Here is a 21,202-nt window from a genome sequence, read left to right on the forward strand (position 1 = left end):
TTCGCCCTCGTGAATTCCTTCACCGATATCAGGCATTTTAAATTGAAATGACACTGAAACTCATCCTCCTATTTTTTCCATCTGGTTCTTCCATTATTTATGAGCAAGAGGGAAACAGTATAAACTATTTCCCAAGTCTCTTAGAACGTTAAAACTTTTTTAGCTGTTTCAATTACATCTTTATAATTTGGTAACCAAACAGATTCAGCTTGTGGGAAAGCAAATATTGTATCTGGTGCTGCCACACGCAATACTGGTGCTTCTAAGTTTAAAATTGCACGATCGTTAATTTCAGCTACAACGTTTGCCGCAATACCAGCTTGTTTTTGCGCTTCTTGAACAACAATTGCACGACCTGTTTTTTCAACAGAGGCAATTATGGTTTCAATATCAATCGGACTTACTGTACGTAAGTCAATTACTTCAGCAGAATACCCTTCTTTCTCTAGTTCTTCTGCTGCTTTCAATGACTCGTGAACCATTGCACCATAAGTAACAATTGATATATCGGTCCCTTCACGTTTCACTTCCGCTTTTCCTAGTGGAATGGTGTATTCCCCTTCAGGAACTTCTTGACGGAAAGAACGGTATAACTTCATATGCTCAAGGAAAATTACCGGATCATTGTCGCGGATTGATGAAATGAGAAGCCCTTTAGCATCATATGGAGTTGATGGAATAACAACCTTTACACCAGGTTGTTGAGCCATAAGACCTTCTAAGCTGTCCGCGTGCATATCAGGTGTATGTACGCCGCCTCCAAATGGTGAACGAAATGTTACAGGAGCATTGAATTTGCCTCCTGTACGATAACGAAGTCGAGCTGCTTGACCAGAAATGGAATCCATAACTTCATATACAAAACCGAAGAATTGAATTTCTGGAACTGGACGGAAGCCTTGTAAACTAAGACCTACAGCTAAACCGCCGATTCCTGATTCAGCAAGTGGTGTGTCAAAGACACGATCTTCGCCAAATTCGTTTTGCAAACCTTCTGTTGCACGGAATACACCACCGTTTACGCCCACATCTTCTCCGAAAACTAATACATTCGGGTCATTACGCAATTCCGTACGCAATGCATCAGTAATTGCTTGAATCATCGTCATTTGAGCCATGGCTTACTTCGACTCCTTTTCTTTATATATTTCATATTGCTCTTTTAAGTTATGAGGCATTTCTTCAAACATAATGGACATTAAATCAGTAACCTTTTGTTTAGGTGCACCGTCCGCCTTTTTAATGGCCTCTTTAATATCTTCCTTCGCTTTTTCGATTACTTCATTTTCTTTGTCCTCGCTCCAGAGACCTTTCGTTTCAAGGAATTTCCGGAAACGAACTAGCGGATCTTTCTTTTCCCACTCATTATCAAGGTCAGCTGTACGGTAACGAGTTGGGTCATCTCCAGCCATTGTATGTGGACCATAACGGTATGTTAAGGTTTCAATCAGTGTAGGTCCTTCACCATTAATCGCACGCTCACGGGCATCACGAGTTGCCGCATAAACAGCTAATGGATCCATACCGTCAACTACGATACCTGGGATTCCGGCTGCGACTGCCTTTTGAGCAAGCGTCTTCGCTGCAGATTGTTTATCAACAGGAGTTGAAATAGCAAAACGGTTGTTTTGAATAATAAAGATAGCTGGTGCATTGAATGCACCTGCAAAGTTAATTCCTTCATAGAAATCCCCTTGAGAAGTTCCACCGTCTCCTGTGTAGGTGATAGCAACGGATTTTGCTCCGCGTTTTTTCATTCCAAGTGCCACACCAGCAGTTTGAACGTATTGAGCACCAATGATGATTTGAGGAATAGCTACGTTGACTCCTTCAGGAATCTGTCCACCTTCCAAATGTCCTCTTGACCATAAAAATGCTTGGTATAAGGGCAATCCATGCCAAACAATTTGTGGCACATCACGGTAACCCGGCAAAATGAAATCCTCTTTTTCAAGTGCGAATTGAGATGCTAACTGTGATGCTTCTTGCCCAGCTGTTGGAGCATAGAAACCTAATCTTCCTTGGCGATTTAAAGAAATGGAACGTTGGTCAAGAATTCTTGTATATACCATACGGCGCATTAATTCTTGAAGCTGCTCATCTGTTAAATCCGGCATTGCTGCTTCGTTTACAACTTCGCCATCTTCATTTAAAATTTGAAGCGTTTGAAATTGATCTTCTACTACATCGAGTGCTTTTTTGACATCAATCTTGGCGTTCTTAGTTTTAGAAGTCATATTGGTCACCTCTTCCTTTCGATTCAGGGCTAAATTTTAAGATATTAATTCACCTTGTTAGATTACCCAAAAAACTTTCGAATAAAAGCTTGATTGGATTAGCCATCTTCTTTTTATCGTTGTTTTTTGAAAAAGCTTGTGATATTACATAGGATTGTGTCCGCCTAGGTCTTCAAAGTTCTAAACAATAGTTTTTTCACAGAAAAGACAAGATAAAACAAAAAGAGTCTTCATTCTACCAATATCTTATTCTGTATCATTATTTTATGTAACATCAATGATACAACTTTTTTAACTCATTTATGAGTTTACACCATTCATTTTCACTCGTCAAATACTACGTACTATAATTTTTCAATACAATCATATTAAAAACAATATATGTAAAATCCTTATCTGTATCACTCTAATACAATATCTGTTATATACAATTTCACCAATTTGTCACTTGTTATAATATAGAAAAAATCGGCTGTTTTCAGCCGATTCCTATTGTTAGATACTTATTTATTCAATTTTAAACCTGCCATTTTATAAAATAACAGCTTCTTTTCGTTGTATTGTTCTGTAAGCTTATTAAAGTTTTCATTTGCCGCATAAACCTTTTTATACGTTCCATTTAGTTTGTTTATTTGTGCTTCAAGTTCATCTAGGGAAAGGTTCTTATTCTTGAACATCCGGTATAATTCTTTATCATATGTTAAGGCTACTGAATATTCCTTGTACAGGACTTCATGCGCTTGATATCTTTGCATCATAATATCATATAATTCATTTGTTGATTTGGAAAGCTTAGTGTCAGTAATTTTTTCTTTTATGTCCGCCACTTTCTTAAATTCCTTCTCAGATTCCTTGAGACTATTTGTTTCTTTTTCCATATGTTCTTTTCTTTTTTCAGTTAACTGGAGTGCTTCATCTGAAATCTTGACTATTTGGTCATATTCTTTCATACCAAGCCCAATAATCTGGTCATATAGTTCTTTTTCTTTCTTTTCTAAGGTAACAAGAGGGTTCTGCTGCTCCTCAAAAGTCTTTTCCTTTTTTACAACATTCTCTAATACATCATAAATCTTTTCAACATGTGTCTTTTTAGCAGCGCACCCTGATAAGATGAAAATAATAGCAATAAAAAATATAACAAATCGTTTTTTTTCAAAATATAACACTTTTCAACCTCCTAACTACTACCACTTCTTACTATATCGGTACTTAGGTTGTTTGACAATATACTGTGCCAAAAGCGTGCAGATTTTGGATGTTCCAACCACAATCAACGATTAACATTTTATCTATTGTTTGATAGACTAATGAATGTAAATAATTATATGAAACACAGGAGTGAAGGTTCATGTTAACGATGGAGGATATCATTAGAGATGGCCATCCCACACTTAGAAAAGTGGCTACTGAAGTCGCTATGCCGCCATCAGAAGAGGATAAACAGACACTATCCAGCCTTATAGAATACGTAATTAATAGCCAGAATAACGAAATCGCTTCCCAATATGGCCTGCGTCCAGGAATCGGATTAGCTGCACCGCAAATAAATATTTCTAAACGGATGATTGCTATTCATCTTACGGACGATAAAGGAATCCTTTATAGCTATGCGTTATTTAACCCTAAAATTATTAGTCATTCTGTTGAAAAGGCATATTTACAGTCAGGTGAAGGCTGTCTCTCAGTGGATGAAGCCATTCCAGGCTTTGTCCCGAGACATGCTAGGGTAACTGTCAAAGGGATTAATTTAGCGGGTGAAGAAGTTAAACTTCGGTTAAAAGGTCTACCAGCGATTTGCTTTCAGCATGAAATCGATCATTTGAATGGAGTAATGTTTTATGACCACATTGATAAACATGATCCATTATTACCGATTGAAGGCGCCACTGTCATTGAAAGATAGAAAAGCATCGGCTCTAAGCTTTAGCTTCCTTTTTATCACGCATTAACGGGCAGTATAAACCACAATTCATGGGTTAGCTTTAACATTAAGCGTAATTTATAGTGCAACTGCCCGAAATAGCCTAATTGGTGCAATTGCCAATCAGAGGGATAAGAAAACCCCCACTGATTGGTAGTTGGACCTTAGATCAGCTGCAATTTTTTAAGACCGTTCCAGATACCATTCTCAGAAACATCATTTGTAATAAAATCGGCAAGCTCTTTCGCTTCAGGGACACCATTTCCCATGGAAACACCCGTTCCAACTGCTTCCAGCATTTCCAAGTCATTCAAACCATCCCCAAAGGCATAGACATCCTTCAATTGAAAACCTAACCGTTCAATCATTTTTTTAATACCTTCCGCTTTCGATCCGCCTTTTGGTAAAACATCGACAGAATAGGTATGCCATCTAATGAAATTAAATTGTGGGAAGTCTGCAAAATAGTTCTCTTCCTCCCCTTCTTTACAAAATAGCAGCGACTGGTACATTTTTCGATTGAGATAAAAAGAGGCATCTTTCTCTGGATGTAAAAAATTTAAACTACCCAAACTGGTTTCAATAAAAGAGTGGTGCTCAACACTTGCCTTCATCGTTTTTTCGTTCATGAAAACAACTGGGTGATTATTTACCTTAGCATTCTGAAAAAGTTTATTTAATGCAATTTCATTTAAAGGATTTTCATATATTACTTCATTTTCAAAAACGACGAATTGTCCATTAAAGCTTACGAAAGAATCAATTTCAAGTTCTTCGCGTAAACTCTCAAACATAAACGGCGCTCTGCCGGTGGCAATCGCAACAAATACACCGTTTTCCTTTAATAACTTGATTGCTTTTTTCGTACTTGCTGGAAGACTTTTTTCATGATCAAGCAATGTACCGTCTATGTCAAAAAAGACTATTTTTTTCATTCTTAATAAAGCTCCTTTCAGTAAATCCATGCAGCTCAATGTCCATTCTCTTTAAAAAAGACTAAACCTTACTATAATAAATGTCAATTTCTTTATCGGTCACCTAAATTCCATGATTAACCATGAAATAATCAGCATTTTCATCATATAATAATAGAAAAAAGACTCTCTTTGATAAAAAAATTTCAATTATCTGCCATTGGTAGCTTTACATTGGACAAGGTTCGTATAAAATAAGAGGTAAGGAGATGATCCACTATGTTAAAGAAGCTCAGGAAGAAGCTCTTAAAACAGTGGAAAGAATTACTGCGAAAAAAATCCATTGCCTAAATATTTTTAAGGGCCCTTCAAACTTGCGAAGGGCTCATTCGTTATTGTAAATTGTTAACCAGCGGCACTTTTTACATACTTTTCTTATTTATTGAAGGGCTTTTAAAGAAAATAAATGAAAAAGATGAAAATGTTTTATATAATAGAAAAAGTTATGAATTAGTTAGGAGCGAAATTATCATGATATTTAAGGTATATTATCAGGAAAGCATCAAGCAAGTTCCAGTTAGAGAAAACACTAAAACCCTCTTTATAGAAGGAGAATCAGTAAGAGATGTCCGCTCGAAAATTGCTGATTACGGGTTTAATGTCGAATTTGTTCGAGAAGTTAAAGGAGCCTATTTAGAATATGAACAACAAAATGAAGACTATAAAGTATTGGAGATTGGATAATTTATGAAATTTGTAAAAAATGATCAAACTGCGGTTTTTGCTCTAGGCGGTTTAGGTGAAATCGGCAAAAACACGTATGCAGTTCAATTCCAGGATGAAATCATTTTAATCGATGCCGGGATAAAGTTCCCTGAAGATGAACTATTAGGGATCGATTATGTGATTCCTGATTACACTTACCTCGTGAAAAATGAAGATAAAATAAAAGGCTTATTTGTGACCCACGGACATGAAGATCACATTGGCGGAATTCCTTATTTATTACGCGAGGTTAATATTCCAATCTATGGCGGTAAACTTGCCCTAGGATTAATTAAAAATAAACTAGAAGAACATGGTTTATTACGGAATGCAAAACTAATTGAAATAAAAGAAGACGATGTAATTAAATTCCGCAAAACATCGGTTACTTTTTTCCGAACCACCCACAGTATTCCTGATTCCTACGGGATTGTGGTAAAAACCCCACCAGGGCAAATTGTCCATACAGGTGATTTTAAATTTGATTTTACTCCTGTAGGTGAACCTGCCAATTTAACCAAAATGGCTGAAATCGGAAAAGAAGGTGTTTTGTGCTTACTTTCAGATAGTACAAATAGCGAAATTCCAGAGTTCACCATGTCCGAACGACGTGTTGGCGAAAGCATAGATGATATTTTCCGCAAGGTAGATGGTCGAATTATTTTTGCCACATTTGCTTCTAATATCCACAGACTTCAGCAAGTAGTAGAGGCAGCTGTTGTTTATGGTAGAAAAGTAGCCGTTTTTGGCCGAAGCATGGAAGCTGCTATCAATATTGGCCTTGAATTAGGTTATATTAATGCGACAAAGGAAACATTTATTGAAGCCAACCAAATTAATCGCTTGCCTGCAGATAAAGTCACGATTCTTTGTACTGGAAGCCAAGGGGAAGCGATGGCAGCTCTTTCAAGAATTGCAAATGGCACACACAGGCAAATTCAGATAATCCCTGGAGATACGGTGGTATTTTCATCCTCACCTATTCCAGGTAACACGATTAGTGTCAACAGAACAATTAATATGCTGTATCGAGCTGGTGCAGAAGTCATTCACGGTAAACTAAGCAATATCCATACTTCCGGGCACGGCGGACAAGAAGAGCAAAAGCTAATGCTGCGTTTAATTAAGCCGAAGTTCTTTATGCCAATCCATGGTGAATACCGGATGCAAAGGATGCACGCCAAGCTTGCAGTCGATTGTGGAGTAGAAGAAGAAAATTGCTTTATTATGGACAATGGTGAAGTATTAGCACTCTCAGATGATACGGCCCAGGTTGCTGGAAAGATCCCTTCTGGTTCAGTTTATATCGATGGCAGTGGTGTTGGTGATATTGGAAATATCGTCCTACGCGACCGCAGAATCCTTTCTGAAGAAGGCTTAGTTGTTGTAGTTGTCAGCATTAATATGAAGGAATTTAAAATCGCCTCCGGTCCAGACCTAATATCACGGGGATTTGTCTATATGAGGGAATCCGGTGATTTAATCAACGATGCCCAAAATCTAATCACCAAACACTTAAATAAGGTTATGGAGCGGAAAACAAGTCAGTGGTCTGAAATTAAAAATGAAATCACTGACACATTAGCACCATTCCTTTACGAAAAAACAAAGCGTAGACCAATGATTTTACCTATCATTATGGAAGTATAAAAAGAAAAGCGGAAGACCTGATTAAGGTTCTTCCGCTTTTTTTCATTATTCTAAGACCTTTCTTTCAAACCGATCAATATCAGAATCATTTCCAATTACTATTAATACATCATTAACATAAATAGTTTCTTTTGCTTGAGGGGAGACAATGATTTCTTCTCCTCTTTTAATGGCAACAATGTTCAAACCATATTTCTTACGAATATCCATATCCATTATCGTGTGTCCGCTAAGTTTTCCATTTGCAACAATTTCCACAATACTATGTTCATCAGAAAGCTCTAGATAGTCAACCACATTACTCGACGCCATGTTGGTTGCAATTCGTTTCCCCATATCTCGTTCAGGGTGAACAACATGGTCTGCACCAATTTTCCGCAGCACTTTTTCATGATAATCATTTTGGGCCTTTGCGGTAATACACCCAACCCCTAATTCCTTTAAAATAAGCGTGGTTAAGATACTTGATTGAATATCATCACCAATTGCTACAATTACATGATCGAAATTTCGAATACCAAGGCTTTTCAATACATTCTCATCCGTTGTATCACCAACAACCGCATGGGAAGCAATCATAGCGAATTCATTTACACGTTCTTCATTTACATCAATACCTAATACTTCCATACCTTCATCAGTGAGCGTACGGCAAATACTTCCACCGAAGCGGCCAAGTCCAATGACAGCGAAACTTTTTTTCACAACTAACTCCTCCAGCAATATCATTTATCTAATATAATATCATTTTAGCATCATTTTTCAATTTTATATATAGAGTGAAATCACTAGTTAATCCTGTCTATTTTGAGCCTTCCTTTTTTTATAAAAAAGAAAGCTCAAAATGGAAATAATCACTAAAATCAATAATATGGGCAGATTTCCGATCAGAAAAACAACTAAGCCTGATAATCCGGATAATAACAGATTGGTACTTTTCATAAATTGTTTTTTCGTTTTTTCCCATGTATTTAGTTTATCCTTATCAATATTCGGAACTACAACCTTATTTTCATAAAGAGTGATGGTAACAGTGGAAAGTGCTGTTTGATTCTCTAAAAATTTCATCTTACCTTCAATCGTCTCAATCTCCTCTTGAACAGCGGCTAAATCTGCGGAAATTTTTAATAAATCCTCTGTTTTGGCAGCTCCCTTCATAAAGGACAGAAGCCGTTCCTCTACGACCCTTTTTGATTTTAAACGTGAATCAAGATCAACATATTCCTCGGTTACATCCTGTCCAGTGATGTTCCTCTGCAGCACCTCTGCAGCTTGCCCTTCTGCATCATGCAAAAATTCCTGAAAATGCTTTTGCGGTATTCTAATAGTAATTCGACCGCTTACCTGCTCCTTGCCCTCTTTTGTCACATTGGATTCGGCAATATAGCCACCGAATTTCAGCGCCTTTTCTTCCAAATTTTGTACAGTTTGATTAAATTTCTTAACTCTCAACTGTAAGTCAGCTTGATAAATCACCATTTTGTTCGTTACTTCCAATTTTTCAAATCCTGTTGTTTTATTAGCCATATCTTTCTTATCCGCGGAAATAGAGGATTTCTCACTACTACCAGACTTTGCTGAATCCATACTTCCTTCATTCATCTTTGCACTCTTATCTTCACTAATTGCACTGCAACCAGCTAACCAAACTACCACGGCAATAAGATAAATAGGTAACCATCTCTTTAGTTTTTTCAACTTACGACACCCCTTATTCTCTATTAGTAATGATATGCGTTGAAATTCATCTTTACTATTACCGACGATTAACTGGAGGCAAGGTTACAGGAAAACAATTATTTTTCTAGACCATTTCCATTATTTACAAATATTACTCCCAAAGAGTGAAGACATTTGCGGAGCTGCACAAATCCTATTAGAAGAGTTTTCCAATCAACCAAAAAAGCTGTCCGTTGAGAACAACGAACAGCTTCAGACTAATTTTCTTATTGTGTCTTTTCTATTTCATCTAAAACCCGATTGACACGTTTCTCAAGCATCTTCATACCGCTTCCGCCTGCTTGAAAATGACGGAGCTTGCCTTCGCGGTCAAAAACATAGTACGCTGGAACATATTGATTTTCAAAGACTTCTGTTAATTTATGATCACTATCGACAAAAATCGGTTGAGTTATTCCATGTTCAGCGGCCACTTGCTTAATTTCTTCCAAATTCAAGTCATTTTCAGATCGCGGCATATGAACGGCAACGACATTTAATTTTTCCTTGAAATCATCACGGAATTGATTGACCTGGGGCATGGCTTCTTTACATAAATGACAGCTAATCGACCAAAAATGAATCAAGGTTGGTTTTTCTCCGATTAAATCATCTCTGGTAACTTCACCGTTCAGCCATTCCGTGGCACCGGTTAGCTCAGGCATTGGTTCACGTAACTTCATGTTAAACCCCCTATTTTAAAATAGACCTAACTCTTAGAAAGGTTAGGTCTATCATGTTTGGTTAAATTACACGTTTAATGTAGCTTGTCCTGGCTTCCAGTTTGCTGGGCAAAGGCCGCCAGTTTGCAATGCTTGAAGCACACGTAAAGTTTCATCTACGTCACGGCCAATGTTGTTGTGGTTAACAACAGAGTACATCATTTCACCTTCTGGGCTAATGATGAATAAACCACGAAGTGCAATACCCTCTTCTTCAATTAAGACACCATAATCACGTGCAACTACATGGTTAGTATCAGCTGCTAATGGGTAATTTAAATCGCCAAGTCCGTTTTCCTTACGGTCAGTTTTGATCCATGCAAGGTGAGTATGAATAGTGTCAGTTGAAGCACCAATCACAACTGCGTCAAGATCATCAAACTCTTCATAACGATCGGACATCGCTGTAATTTCAGTTGGACATACAAAGGTAAAGTCCATTGGATAGAAGAACAATACTGTCCATTTATCGTTTTTCATATTTTCTTCAAGGCTTACTTTTTTAAATTCTTTATTTGGCATTACAGCATCCATTTCAAAGCGTGGCGCTTGCTTACCTACCATACGTTCTGGCATTTCAAATCCCTCCAATAAATTAGATGAGTTTTGATAGCAATTCTCAATCGCTATCCTTTTGACACTTCTCATTATAGGACTAATCTTATTTTTAGTCAATATTAAATTATAATTAATTTAAATAAATACTTATTATTAATTATAATCAAGATTTTCCCTTAATAAGTTTTGCCCTTTTCGTTCGATAATAAACTTTCGATATGTAACAATATTCCTTTTATTCTTCTTAATTTTAACATGATTCTACAGCAGAATAAAATAAAATGCCTTGTCCCTCCTCTATATCTGATTCCCTTTAAAACTAATATAGCTTGCAATTACCTTTACAGCCACGTCAATTGCATCTTCATTTGGATTTAGTTTTGCATGGTGTAAACCAAATGGGGATTCGACACCAAGCCAAAACATAAGACCTGGAATCTCTTCAAGCATATATCCAAAATCCTCTCCCGTCATGGCTTCCTTGCATTTTATCACACATACATCTGTTTCCTTTTGAATATAATCGATAAACTCCCTTGTAATCGACTCATTATTATAAACCTGGTGATACATAGAACCGTAGTCAATAACTGCTTCACATTCATACCCTGTCTCAATTCCTTTTACTAGCGCTTCAATGCGATGCTTGACCTTCTTCATAGATTCCGGAGATAATGTCCGAATCGTTCCTTCAAGTCTTGCCTTTTCAGCAATAATATTTTGAACTGTTCCCCCAGTAATTTTGCCGATTGTTATTACGGCACTATCTAATGGGTCAACGTTCCTTGAAATGATGGTTTGCAGCTGATTGACGAGTGTGCAGGCAGCGACCACCATATCATTCGTCTGGTGAGGATAGGCAGCATGTCCTCCTTTGCCTTTAAGGTCAATAAACAATTCAGAGGTATTAGCAAATAATAAACCTTCTTTTAATGCGATGGTACCAACTGGATACTCAGGTGCGATATGTAAGGCAAGAATCAAATCCGGCTTCCATTCTTGCATTTCTTCAGATTCCAACATTGGTTCAGCCCCGCCAGGTCCTTCCTCAGCAGGTTGAAAAACAAATAAGAGGTCGTCGTTGATTTGATGTCGAGCAAAATAGGTCAGCACCCCAAGAGCGATGCTCATGTGGAAATCATGGCCACAGGCATGCATTCTTAAATCATGCGTGGAGGTAAATGGTAATTCTGTTTCTTCGCTAATTGGCAGGCCATCAATGTCAGTTCTGTAGCCAATTGTTTTTTGAGGATTACTACCATGAACCTTAACAAATAATCCTGTTTCCCATTTTTTAATGGTCATTCGTTCCTGCGGCAAAGACTCTAGGTAAGTTAATAAATAGGCCTGCGTCTTAAATTCTTGAAATCCGAGTTCTGGAATTTGATGAAGATCACGACGAATTTTGATCAATGGATTCATTTAAAATACCTCTTTTCTGCTATAAAAGAAGCGTGGAAAGCTCCACGCTGAAATTTCATTATAGTTGACGAAGCTCTTGCATAATTTCCGTTTTTGATTTCGTCTTTTCATCAATATCTTTGATTTTTTTTGCCGGAGTTCCTGCAACGACTGTAAAAGGAGGAACATCTTTTGTTACTACAGCTCCTGCAGCAACAACAGATCCAGTCCCAACCGTTACTCCCTCAAGAACAACTGCGTTCGCACCAATCAGGACATCATCTTCTATGACCACTGGTTTTGCTGATGGTGGCTCGATTACACCTGCTAAAACGGTTCCTGCCCCGATGTGACAGTTTTTCCCTACTGTTGCTCTCCCGCCAAGGACAACTCCCATATCAATCATTGTTTTTTCCCCAATAACAGCGCCAATATTGATAACGGCCCCCATCATAATAACCGCATTATCGCCAATTTCAACCTGATCACGAATAATGACTCCCGGTTCGATCCGTGCATTAATATGTTTAATATCTAATAAAGGTATTGCAGAATTACGGCGATCATCTTCAATCACAAAATCTTCAATTTTCGCTTTGTTCGCTTCCAATGCCGAATTGATTTCAGACCATTCCCCAAAGACAACGCCTGTATTACCATTAATAAAAGCTTTAGAATCACTTCCAAAATCAATGTTCGCTAAATCCCCTTTTAAATATACCTTTACCGGTGTAGATTTTTTACTATTTTGAATAAAAGAAATAATTTCATTTGCATCCATCATTTTCATATAGTAACCCCCTAATGTATGTAATAAAAAAAGTGGAAGCGCTTTGGTCAGCCCCTTTATAGGTAGAATAAGTCGGTTGGCAAGCTCATTCAGGATGAAGACAGGCTAGGCGCTCCAGCTAGACTATAGAAAATACTTTAACAAACAAAAGGAATGAAAACAAGAAAAACACCCTTACTCTTCTGAAGATTCAGCGATATGCTCCTTAATTAGATCCACAAACGCTTGCACTTGCTTTAATTGGAAGGCGGACTCATATCCCAACAGCCAGGTATCACGTTTTAACGGTTCGTTGTTCTCATCAACAAGGGGTATTTTGAAAATATTCCTTTCCGCTTTTGTTAAAGTAATGGCTGGCAAAATAGCGTAGCCGATTCCATTAAAGGCCATTTGTTTGCATGTCTCAATTTGGTCAACAACAACTGTTCTTTTAGGTGATGTTTTAAAGTTGCGCATCCACCAATCCTGAATCTCCTGGTAATAATTCGAATCACTTTTAAATTGAATAAAGGGACGATCAGTATCAATTACTTGTTCAGGAGTAGTAATCTCTCGGTCGACCAGATAAAGCGGATCGTTAAAAAGATGTACCTTTACACCTTTCCAATCGGGCGTTCCACGAATAATCCCTATATGGACTTGGTCATCGTATAAACATTTAAGAATTTCGCTGCTCCATCCCGTCACAAGTGAAATTTTCGCCTGCGGATATTTATCAATAAACTTCTTTAGTACTTGTGGAAGCCAATTTTGACCCACAATAGAAGCTACCGCAATTTTTAAGGTGCCTGACACCCCAGATTGCAGGGAATGTATGGTTTCACGAACCTTTTCCTGTTTTTTAAGTACTTCGTTTACAAAATCAATCACATGCTCTCCTGCCGGGGTAAGGGACAGTCCTTTTTGTGAGCGGATAAATAGCTTTGTACCCCAGTCTTTTTCGATTGTCTGTAAGCGCTGTGAAAGGGCTGGCTGCGAAACAAACAGCCGTTCCGATGATTTGCGCATATTCATTTCCTGTGCTAAAACGGATAATAATTGAAATTCAGATAATGAGGACAAGGCAATACCTCTTTATTATTTTTCTTTTTATTATAAAGCGCATTAAAAAAAGTTTCATTAATTTATTAATAAAAGCCCTGTGCGGTTACACAGAGCTTTCGTACTTTTTGGGGAGCCTGAACATCATTTTATTATTTTTTAAACCTTTTTACGATTTTATTTAATTGATTTAAGACCGTGCTCCTTGGCAAAATTCCTTCAAAAAATCCATCCTCCGTTTCTACACACAAAAACGGATGGTTTACAAGTAAATCAAGACAGATGAAAATCGATGCAGAAATTTTAACTCGAGGTATTGACTTTCTCATAACCTCTTCAACGCGCTTATTTTCAAGTTGTTCAAATTCAATTCGTTCAAGACCAAGAATCGAATCCATAATAATGGGTGTACTGATTAATCCGTGAAGTTTATAATGCGGATCCAAAACAGGAATAGCTGTATAACCACTTTTTGTTAACACCAATAGGGCATGCTCGAGATTGTTTCCTATTTGTACATGTGCAACCCGCTCAGATGGTATCATAAATTCTTTAATTGTTAGCTCTAAAAATTCCCCACTGGAAAGACTGATCATTGCCGAAAACTCCTCAATGTTTGTTTTGTCCCGCCTTAACGGGTAGTAAGCCCCCACCACAAGACTTTGACTGAACCAAATAAGGATAAGCGGAGGATCAACTGCCCGTAAAAGTCCGATTGGTTCAACTAACTATCATTTGGGGATGAAGGAAAACCCCCAATAATGGAAGTTTCACTAAATACAAACTTATTCTATCATAGTTTTCGGTGGTCTGTGGTATATTTTTGAACTTCCTAAAGAGAAAAAGAAAGGAACCTCTAAAGGTCCCTTATTGAATTAAATCAAATATTTCGATGGTAATCATATCAATATTATCAAATTGATATCGTTTTGGCTTTTCTTTCTCATTATATATTTCTAATTCAAATGTTTCTGTTTTTGGATGAAATGTTACTTGACACTTTCTTTCTCCATTTACCTCGAAATAGCGCTGCGCCGGTTCACCACTATTAGATTGTTCTTGAAGATTTTTTAATCTTGTTAATATACCTTGAAGCTGTGACATAAACTTTTCCTCCTTTCAAACACAAAACAAACTGCCTACAGTTATGTTTCTCATTTGGCATGTTTCTATCCTGATGGATTTTTTTCAGGATTTTTCAAATGAATCTTTTTATATGCCAATATTAAAAGAATAAAATAACGTTCTTCATTTGTCCAAGCAAAAATGAAAATTTAGCTAATTTTTTTCTTAAATGAACATAAAAAATAGGCCTCAAAAGGCTTGAGACCTATTTATTAAAAAGTAATCGCTACAAACAGGATAATAAAAAGGACCAAAGCAAAAAAGATTATATAGGCTAAGAAAATAGGATTTCTTAAATAAATATTCTCTTTTACTGGTTTAGCCATTTTGGTATCAATATCTCCTTCAACCGCCTTTTGCTGTCTTGCAACTGACAATGTATATAGTAGTGAAACCGCAAGTGTACCGAAAATCGCAATCGCAAGGATATTGACAAAAAGATTCATGAGCAAGACTCCTTCTAATGAAAGTTACCATTAAAATGCCACGCAATGAATCAATCTATACAGTGCATTCTTAAAGTAATTGGTCGTGTTCAAATAAATATTGATAAGACAGATCGATAAATAAATAATCGTTCCCATTCATTGGAAATGAAAAAGTTCGGATCGTTTCTCCCGTTTCAATATCACAATACAAATCAGACAGTATTCCTTTTTGTTCATGTCGCATCTTTATGATGTTTTCCAAAAAATAAGGCCGCCAACTCCAATTTTTGTCGATGTATTCAGACTGTGAATTCCAGCCATTTTTACTTTTAAATATATTGGCTGATTTTTGAAACCCATCACCATCACAAACATACATCCGAAAAGCAATTTGGTCCATTTCCTTTATTAAAGCTTGAAATAATTCTTCATAGCCAGCTTTTCTGTTTTTGAAGACCATTTCCTGAACCTTTGCCTGAAAATATTCCGCCGTATTAAACACAGCTTCCAATTTCCTCTTTTCATACGAAATAAAATCATGGAATTTTTCTTTCAAGCGATATTTTAATAAGTCACGCTGAATAAATTCAGCCGAGGGTGGATGTAAATAGTAACCCTGATAGTAGCGGCCGCCGTTTTTCCATGCAAACTGCAACTGATAACTCATTTCTATATTTTCAAACAAAAGCGTGGCACCAATTTTCCTTGCCAAAAGTGATAAAGAGAACAAAACATCATTAAAATTCATTCCTGTGGCTGAAGATTTCAATGCCTGGAGGTTAATTTTTAAAATATTCGGGTCAAGCTGACCAATCCGTTCAAAATTAGGACTTTCGCTATCAATACTTGCAATAGCAATTTTAATCCCATACGTCCGGTAATACTGCAAAAGGTGATCAAATTGATTTAAATCCCCTTCATATTTTCGTTCAGAAATTTCTAAAACGATTCGCTGTAAACGTAATCCTCTTTTTTCAAATGTTAAAAGCTCTTGTAAAAATGGTTCCCCGTGCCCATACATTAATAGCTCGGCATTTCGATTTATGAAAATACTTACATCCTCATCAAGCTCCAGTGCTTTTTCAAGAGCTTTTCTAACGATCAGCAAATCCACTTCAAATTTATATTCATCCGGAATTTGATCATCCTGAAAAAAGGGGCCTAAACTTATGATATTGCCCTCTGATTGATATCTTCCCAGAACCTCATAGGCAATTACTCTTTGTTCATCGGCACTAATAATCGGTTGAAAATACGGGAAACAATTTTCAAGATCCGATAGGATTTCCAATGCATCCATCCACGTACCTCCAATAATTTATTCTCAATTTATGATACGCTTAACCGATCCTTCTCGTTCTTTTCCAAAAGGATACCATTATAGCTGCTGAGAAACAATCACATCCTATCCATAAGCACTACACAAAGGAGGAAAAGAACAGTTCATCTCTTCTTGGAAGGCATTGCAAAGCCGTGCTGTTAGATATAAGTGAATTTTTAAGAAGCAGCCCTTGGCTGCTTTTTAGAATTTTTTTTGTTTTTTTGAATAATATCATACAAGTAATCTTTTTCTCTTGCAAAAATAGCTGTTTTTAAAGACAATACAAATGGACTCTTCTATTTTATAGAATGGTAAATAAAAAATAGGTTGGTAGAAAAAATGAAAAAGAAACTGACGAGGAGAACATTACTGAAACGTACATTTGGTTCATTTCTAACCGTTCTCGGGTTGAGTTCGGGGGGCTACCTTTATGCCAATCGAATTGAGCCCTCATTACTTGATATCAAGCGGCAGCATATTAAACACCCATTAATCCCGAAAAGCTTTAATGGCATAAATATAATTCAATTTAGTGATACCCACCTTGGATTTCAATACAATCTTGATCAATTCAAAAAATTAGTGAATAAGATTAATAACCTTAAGCCAGATATTATATTATTTACCGGTGATTTAATGGATGAGCCCAATAAATTTAGGGATATCCATCAACTCTTACCAATGTTAGAAAAATTACATGCCCCGCTCGGGAAATTCTGTATTTTTGGTAACCATGACCATGGGGGCTATGGTTCTGATATTTACCGTAATATTATGGAAAGCACGAATTTCACCGTGCTTCTGAATGAATCAACATCAATAAAACTAAAGGACGGAAGCAGCATCTATCTGCTTGGAATCGACGATGCGATGTTAGGGAACCCGGATTTGCCCTTAGCGCTAAAAAATGTGCCTGATAATCATTTTAAAATTTTACTATCACATGCCCCTGACCTTGCAGATGATGCTGCGATGTATCCAATTCAGTGGCAAATCAGCGGGCATAGCCACGGCGGACAGGTAAAAATACCATTTATCGGAGCACTTATTAAACCGCCATTTGCAAAAATTTATCCAGAAGGGCTTTATTCGATTGGCGATGACCACCAGTTAACCCTTTATGTAAACAGAGGAATAGGAACAACCCGGCTTCCCTTTCGTTTTATGTCAAAACCAGAATTGACAATCTTTACCTTGAATTCCAACTAAAAAAATCCTTATCACTTGAAGATAAGGATTTTTCTTTCGATTACTATGATTCCTTCAGACATTTTTCTAGTAAAAATTGCTTCTCAATTTCATCAGCTGGGAGTGGTTTGGAATAATAAAAGCCCTGAATTTTATGACAGTTGGCATTTGTAAGAAACTCAACTTGTTCTAAACTCTCGACACCTTCTGCAACTACTTCGAGCCCTAAACTTTTTCCTAAGTGAATGATCGTGGAAGTAATCGCTGCATCCTTCTCAGCAATCAGAATATCCCTAATAAAGGACTGATCAATTTTTAATATATCAATGGGAAATTGTTTTATGTAATTTAATGATGAATACCCTGTCCCAAAATCGTCAACAGAGATGGAAATTCCCAGTTCTTTCATTTTCTTTAAAATGGGAATGGTTTCTTTTGTATCATGCATTGCTCCTTCTGTAATTTCTATTCCTAAAGAAGATGCCTTTATTTTATATTTTTCAATCATGGATTGAATAAATTGAACAAGGTTAGGGTGCTGGAATTGCTTTTGGGAGATGTTAATAGCCACATGAATATCAATATACCCCTTATCATTCCAGCATTTTATTTGCTCACAAGCATTTTCGATAACCCAATGCCCAATTGAAATAATAAGCCCAGTATCCTCAGCTAATGGAATGAACACACTTGGGGAAATACTGCCGAACTCCCTATCATTCCAGCGAAGGAGGGCTTCGAAACTTCTCACTTCTCCAGTTGCAATGTCAACTTGAGGCTGATAGAATAGGCTAAGTTCAGCTTTATCAATTGCCTTCCGTAAATGAGTCTCTAAAGTAACGATGTTCGTAAAAACTGAATTCATATCTGTACGATAAAATTGATAATGCGCCTTCCCTCGTTCCTTTACCCGAAATAGGGCTTCATCGGCATTTTTAATCAGCATTTCAGCATCCTTGCCATCATTAGGATACATACTAATGCCGATACTCGGGGAAATAAAGTACTCTTGGGAATTCAAATAAAAGGATCGTGCGAATGCAGTAAATACCTTTCGGACAAATGCACCGGCCTCTTGTCTCCCGATATTTAAAAGTAAAATATTGAACTCATCTCCGCCAACACGATATACATAGCAATGATCATTTTGAAATCGTAGTAATCGTTCAGCCACCTTTTTTAATATTTGATCACCCGCCAGGTGACCAAGGGTATCATTTAAATATTTAAACCGGTCCAAGTCAATTGTAATTAATGCAAATTCTTCCGTTTTTCGGAAAGGCGAAAAGATATATTCATTTAAATGCTCAAGTAGAGCACTTCTATTCAGAAGTCCTGTTAGTTGATCATGAAATGACATAAATTTTATTATTTCCATATTTTTAGCCTGATCTGATAAATCCTTAAAAATGACATAAAGCCCGTTAATATCACTATGGACCACGATGGGAACAGTTTTTATTTGGACATTTAGCAGTTGGCCTTTCCTATGGATAATTTTGCAATCTAGTGATTCCATAGCATATCCTAAACAAGTTTTTTCTAATAGTGTTTTAAACTTTTCTAAATCATGATCATTGACCAAGTCATAAATAAATCGATTGGTCATTTGTTTTTCAGCATATCCTGTCAACAAAGAAGCAGCAGGATTTGCTTCAAGAATTTTTCCTTCTGGACTAATCGTAAAAATTGCATCTAAATTATTATCAACAATCGAGCGATATCTTTGTTCGCTTTCTATGATTTTATTTTTCTCTAGCGACCATTCAGTTATATCTCTCGTTACAGCTACCACATAACTAATTACTTTTTTATTGTTGTACACAGGGGTTAAAATCGTTTCCCCATATATTTCCTTTTGTCCATCTAAATAGAATTGATCATCAAACAAAACAATATCTTTTGTTTTTAATACTTTCTCATATTTCTGCTGTAGGGTGTTGGCAAAATCGACCGGAAGAACTTCTTGCATGGTTTTTCCAAGCACATCAATCGAAAGATTTGCTTTCTGCATTCCTGATTCATTGACAAACAAATAGCGAAATCTAGGTCCCTTTTCCACTTTCATAACAAAAACCATATCTTGAACATGTTGAAAAATAATATCAAAAATGATTTTCTGAATCATACTATTGGTCTTCCCTAATGCTAATTCTTTAGTTAATAATCTATTTAAATTATCCATTTAATCATCCTTCAAACGAAAAAATTCCCTTTTTTCACAATAATGTTTTTACATTCTAGTAATTCTATTTTACAATTAAATTAACTGAAAGAAAGTAATTTATCGAAAATATTGATTATTTTAATAAAGTTTTTTTCAATTTGTTATTGTACTGGACGACTTTTTGTATACGATATCTATTTTTGATTACATTAAATAAAAATCCACTTCGCTTTTTTACGAAATTATCGCTGTAGTAATATTCCTCTTTGCCCCAAAAAAGGTTATAATGAGGTTGTTTAAAAGATAGAAAGGAGACCATATTTTGAATCCCGATCAGAAATATCCCCTAAACCAATCAAAGCTAACCAGTGAAAACCTCGCTCAAGCAGTCTTTATCGTGAATCGCCATGCAAAAACAGCAACTAATCCCAAATTTCTGTACAAATTAAAACAAGAATCGTTAAAAAAGTTGATCCTAGAAGGTAAAGCTAAAAAGGTAGGTCTCCATTTTTCTGAGAATCCACGAAATAGCCAGCAGCAGTCAGATGTCCTCGTTGAATGTGGAAGATATACTTTTCATATACCTCCGACAAAAACTGATTTTCATGACCTCCCCCATCTAGGCAAATTAGATGGACTTGTACGAAACCCAAAGGCCGCGCTCTCTCTTAATACAGCAAAAGCATTATTACAATCCTACACCGGTCTTGCTGAAGATGAACAGCCTCCTACCCATAAGCAAAAAAATCAGCGAACCTACCAAAAACCAATTTTCAAAAAGTTAGGTGAAAGATACTTCTAACAGTACTGCAAAAAGCCAGGATATACCTGGCTTTTTTTCTGCTTCCAAATCGGTTCTCCTCGGTCATGTATTTTGCCTTAATTTTGCAACATATTCTTGATAATTTTGTGAACAACATCACAAATGGATAGACTGTCATTAAAATCCGATTTACAATACACGCATAGAGTAGATAATTTACAGTTTGGATAAACTTTTAAAAGAGGTGCTTTAGCATGAAAGGAACTGCGATTCTATTCCAAGAGCAAGATATTACATTTATTGAAAATGTGGATCATTCCATTTACGTTGAGCTTAAGGATCAATGTGGAAACGCAAATTGCAAATGCAAGCTCGATGAAAAAATAGTAGAATTCGGTCTTGTGTCACCTGTCTTCTGGCATGAGGATGAGGTTGACTGGGATTATGGTTATTAATAATACTCTTTAATTTGATATATACCCCCTCCCCCAA

At 36.6% G+C, this 21,202-nt stretch carries 22 protein-coding genes; 6 read left to right on the forward strand and 16 right to left on the reverse strand.

Features of this window, described 5'->3' with window-relative positions:
* Nucleotides 1-140: 140 nt before the first annotated feature.
* The 3 genes from RTR43_RS13905 to RTR43_RS13915 form a co-directional block, all read right to left on the reverse strand.
* Nucleotides 141-1,118 (reverse strand): alpha-ketoacid dehydrogenase subunit beta, encoded by a 978-nt coding sequence (locus tag RTR43_RS13905; RefSeq protein ID WP_312472738.1) that lies wholly within the window; start codon nt 1,116-1,118, stop codon nt 141-143.
* Nucleotides 1,119-1,121: 3 nt separating this feature from the next.
* On the reverse strand, nt 1,122-2,237 hold the full coding sequence (pdhA, locus tag RTR43_RS13910; protein ID WP_312472739.1) for a pyruvate dehydrogenase (acetyl-transferring) E1 component subunit alpha: 1,116 nt from the start codon (nt 2,235-2,237) through the stop codon (nt 1,122-1,124).
* Between the two features lie 503 nt (nt 2,238-2,740).
* Nucleotides 2,741-3,403 (reverse strand): YkyA family protein, encoded by a 663-nt coding sequence (locus RTR43_RS13915; RefSeq protein WP_312472740.1) that lies wholly within the window; start codon nt 3,401-3,403, stop codon nt 2,741-2,743.
* A 182-nt stretch (nt 3,404-3,585) separates the two neighbouring features.
* Here RTR43_RS13915 and def point away from each other — a divergent pair, with 182 nt between their 5' ends.
* Complete coding sequence (gene def / locus RTR43_RS13920) at nt 3,586-4,140, forward strand: peptide deformylase (RefSeq protein ID WP_312472741.1); 555 nt, start codon at nt 3,586-3,588, stop codon at nt 4,138-4,140.
* 182 nt (nt 4,141-4,322) lie between these two features.
* Here def and RTR43_RS13925 read toward each other — a convergent pair whose 3' ends face one another.
* A complete protein-coding gene (locus tag RTR43_RS13925) occupies nt 4,323-5,093 on the reverse strand; it encodes a Cof-type HAD-IIB family hydrolase (protein WP_312472743.1) in 771 nt (256 codons plus the stop codon).
* Between the two features lie 510 nt (nt 5,094-5,603).
* Here RTR43_RS13925 and RTR43_RS13930 point away from each other — a divergent pair.
* On the forward strand, nt 5,604-5,816 hold the full coding sequence (locus RTR43_RS13930; RefSeq protein ID WP_312472745.1) for a DNA-dependent RNA polymerase subunit epsilon: 213 nt from the start codon (nt 5,604-5,606) through the stop codon (nt 5,814-5,816).
* Nucleotides 5,817-5,819: 3 nt separating this feature from the next.
* A complete protein-coding gene (gene rnjA / locus RTR43_RS13935) occupies nt 5,820-7,487 on the forward strand; it encodes a ribonuclease J1 (protein WP_312472746.1) in 1,668 nt (555 codons plus the stop codon).
* A gap of 45 nt (nt 7,488-7,532) precedes the next feature.
* On the opposite strand, the gene RTR43_RS13940 is transcribed toward rnjA, so the two are convergent.
* From RTR43_RS13940 to RTR43_RS13990, 11 genes are all read right to left on the reverse strand, one after another.
* Nucleotides 7,533-8,216, reverse strand: coding sequence for a potassium channel family protein (locus RTR43_RS13940; RefSeq protein WP_312472747.1), 684 nt, complete (start codon nt 8,214-8,216; stop codon nt 7,533-7,535).
* Between the two features lie 63 nt (nt 8,217-8,279).
* Nucleotides 8,280-9,185, reverse strand: coding sequence for a DUF4349 domain-containing protein (locus RTR43_RS13945; protein WP_312472749.1), 906 nt, complete (start codon nt 9,183-9,185; stop codon nt 8,280-8,282).
* A 248-nt stretch (nt 9,186-9,433) separates the two neighbouring features.
* Nucleotides 9,434-9,889 carry a TlpA disulfide reductase family protein gene (locus RTR43_RS13950; RefSeq protein WP_248736759.1) on the reverse strand — a complete coding sequence of 152 codons (456 nt, stop codon included), beginning with the start codon at nt 9,887-9,889 and terminating at the stop codon, nt 9,434-9,436.
* Between the two features lie 66 nt (nt 9,890-9,955).
* Complete coding sequence (locus tag RTR43_RS13955) at nt 9,956-10,504, reverse strand: peroxiredoxin (protein ID WP_312472751.1); 549 nt, start codon at nt 10,502-10,504, stop codon at nt 9,956-9,958.
* A gap of 279 nt (nt 10,505-10,783) precedes the next feature.
* On the reverse strand, nt 10,784-11,908 hold the full coding sequence (locus RTR43_RS13960) for an N-acetyldiaminopimelate deacetylase (RefSeq protein ID WP_312472754.1): 1,125 nt from the start codon (nt 11,906-11,908) through the stop codon (nt 10,784-10,786).
* Between the two features lie 58 nt (nt 11,909-11,966).
* Nucleotides 11,967-12,677, reverse strand: coding sequence for a 2,3,4,5-tetrahydropyridine-2,6-dicarboxylate N-acetyltransferase (dapD, locus tag RTR43_RS13965; protein WP_312472756.1), 711 nt, complete (start codon nt 12,675-12,677; stop codon nt 11,967-11,969).
* Between the two features lie 174 nt (nt 12,678-12,851).
* A complete protein-coding gene (locus tag RTR43_RS13970; RefSeq protein WP_312472758.1) occupies nt 12,852-13,739 on the reverse strand; it encodes a transcriptional regulator CcpC in 888 nt (295 codons plus the stop codon).
* Nucleotides 13,740-13,870: 131 nt separating this feature from the next.
* The gene (gene cbpB / locus RTR43_RS13975; protein WP_312472759.1) at nt 13,871-14,314 is read right to left on the reverse strand and encodes a cyclic-di-AMP-binding protein CbpB; all 444 of its coding nucleotides are present in this window, start codon (nt 14,312-14,314) and stop codon (nt 13,871-13,873) included.
* A 271-nt stretch (nt 14,315-14,585) separates the two neighbouring features.
* The gene (locus RTR43_RS13980; protein WP_040204715.1) at nt 14,586-14,822 is read right to left on the reverse strand and encodes a YkuJ family protein; all 237 of its coding nucleotides are present in this window, start codon (nt 14,820-14,822) and stop codon (nt 14,586-14,588) included.
* Nucleotides 14,823-15,055: 233 nt separating this feature from the next.
* The gene (locus RTR43_RS13985; protein ID WP_312472762.1) at nt 15,056-15,289 is read right to left on the reverse strand and encodes a hypothetical protein; all 234 of its coding nucleotides are present in this window, start codon (nt 15,287-15,289) and stop codon (nt 15,056-15,058) included.
* Between the two features lie 70 nt (nt 15,290-15,359).
* Nucleotides 15,360-16,571 (reverse strand): EAL domain-containing protein, encoded by a 1,212-nt coding sequence (locus tag RTR43_RS13990; RefSeq protein WP_312472764.1) that lies wholly within the window; start codon nt 16,569-16,571, stop codon nt 15,360-15,362.
* Nucleotides 16,572-16,931: 360 nt separating this feature from the next.
* Here RTR43_RS13990 and RTR43_RS13995 point away from each other — a divergent pair, with 360 nt between their 5' ends.
* Nucleotides 16,932-17,801, forward strand: a complete 870-nt coding sequence (locus tag RTR43_RS13995) for a metallophosphoesterase (protein ID WP_312472767.1) — start codon at nt 16,932-16,934, stop codon at nt 17,799-17,801.
* 43 nt (nt 17,802-17,844) lie between these two features.
* Here RTR43_RS13995 and RTR43_RS14000 read toward each other — a convergent pair whose 3' ends face one another.
* Nucleotides 17,845-19,965, reverse strand: coding sequence for an EAL domain-containing protein (locus RTR43_RS14000; RefSeq protein WP_312472770.1), 2,121 nt, complete (start codon nt 19,963-19,965; stop codon nt 17,845-17,847).
* Between the two features lie 304 nt (nt 19,966-20,269).
* Here RTR43_RS14000 and RTR43_RS14005 point away from each other — a divergent pair, with 304 nt between their 5' ends.
* Together RTR43_RS14005 and RTR43_RS14010 are read left to right on the forward strand one after the other, a co-directional pair.
* Nucleotides 20,270-20,749: a YkyB family protein gene (locus RTR43_RS14005; RefSeq protein WP_312472771.1), complete on the forward strand. Its 480-nt coding sequence runs from the start codon at nt 20,270-20,272 to the stop codon at nt 20,747-20,749.
* 215 nt (nt 20,750-20,964) lie between these two features.
* The gene (locus RTR43_RS14010; RefSeq protein ID WP_312472773.1) at nt 20,965-21,165 is read left to right on the forward strand and encodes a hypothetical protein; all 201 of its coding nucleotides are present in this window, start codon (nt 20,965-20,967) and stop codon (nt 21,163-21,165) included.
* Nucleotides 21,166-21,202: the final 37 nt, after the last annotated feature.

Source organism: Neobacillus sp. (assembly GCF_031988165.1).
Classification (GTDB): Bacteria; Bacillota; Bacilli; order Bacillales; family Cytobacillaceae; genus Neobacillus; species Neobacillus rhizosphaerae.

What these genes read in the sequence shown, in the direction of transcription:
- RTR43_RS13905 (WP_312472738.1), bottom strand. Translation starts at nt 1,118, where the DNA reads ATGGCTCAAATGACGATGATTCAAGCAATTACTGATGCATTGCGTACG.
- pdhA (WP_312472739.1), bottom strand. Translation starts at nt 2,237, where the DNA reads ATGACTTCTAAAACTAAGAACGCCAAGATTGATGTCAAAAAAGCACTC.
- def (WP_312472741.1), top strand. Translation starts at nt 3,586, where the DNA reads ATGTTAACGATGGAGGATATCATTAGAGATGGCCATCCCACACTTAGA.
- RTR43_RS13925 (WP_312472743.1), bottom strand. Translation starts at nt 5,093, where the DNA reads ATGAAAAAAATAGTCTTTTTTGACATAGACGGTACATTGCTTGATCAT.
- RTR43_RS13930 (WP_312472745.1), top strand. Translation starts at nt 5,604, where the DNA reads ATGATATTTAAGGTATATTATCAGGAAAGCATCAAGCAAGTTCCAGTT.
- rnjA (WP_312472746.1), top strand. Translation starts at nt 5,820, where the DNA reads ATGAAATTTGTAAAAAATGATCAAACTGCGGTTTTTGCTCTAGGCGGT.
- RTR43_RS13940 (WP_312472747.1), bottom strand. Translation starts at nt 8,216, where the DNA reads ATGATATTGCTGGAGGAGTTAGTTGTGAAAAAAAGTTTCGCTGTCATT.
- RTR43_RS13950 (WP_248736759.1), bottom strand. Translation starts at nt 9,889, where the DNA reads ATGAAGTTACGTGAACCAATGCCTGAGCTAACCGGTGCCACGGAATGG.
- RTR43_RS13955 (WP_312472751.1), bottom strand. Translation starts at nt 10,504, where the DNA reads ATGCCAGAACGTATGGTAGGTAAGCAAGCGCCACGCTTTGAAATGGAT.
- RTR43_RS13960 (WP_312472754.1), bottom strand. Translation starts at nt 11,908, where the DNA reads ATGAATCCATTGATCAAAATTCGTCGTGATCTTCATCAAATTCCAGAA.
- dapD (WP_312472756.1), bottom strand. Translation starts at nt 12,677, where the DNA reads ATGAAAATGATGGATGCAAATGAAATTATTTCTTTTATTCAAAATAGT.
- cbpB (WP_312472759.1), bottom strand. Translation starts at nt 14,314, where the DNA reads ATGATCAGTCTTTCCAGTGGGGAATTTTTAGAGCTAACAATTAAAGAA.
- RTR43_RS13980 (WP_040204715.1), bottom strand. Translation starts at nt 14,822, where the DNA reads ATGTCACAGCTTCAAGGTATATTAACAAGATTAAAAAATCTTCAAGAA.
- RTR43_RS13985 (WP_312472762.1), bottom strand. Translation starts at nt 15,289, where the DNA reads ATGAATCTTTTTGTCAATATCCTTGCGATTGCGATTTTCGGTACACTT.
- RTR43_RS13990 (WP_312472764.1), bottom strand. Translation starts at nt 16,571, where the DNA reads ATGGATGCATTGGAAATCCTATCGGATCTTGAAAATTGTTTCCCGTAT.
- RTR43_RS13995 (WP_312472767.1), top strand. Translation starts at nt 16,932, where the DNA reads ATGAAAAAGAAACTGACGAGGAGAACATTACTGAAACGTACATTTGGT.
- RTR43_RS14000 (WP_312472770.1), bottom strand. Translation starts at nt 19,965, where the DNA reads ATGGATAATTTAAATAGATTATTAACTAAAGAATTAGCATTAGGGAAG.
- RTR43_RS14010 (WP_312472773.1), top strand. Translation starts at nt 20,965, where the DNA reads ATGAAAGGAACTGCGATTCTATTCCAAGAGCAAGATATTACATTTATT.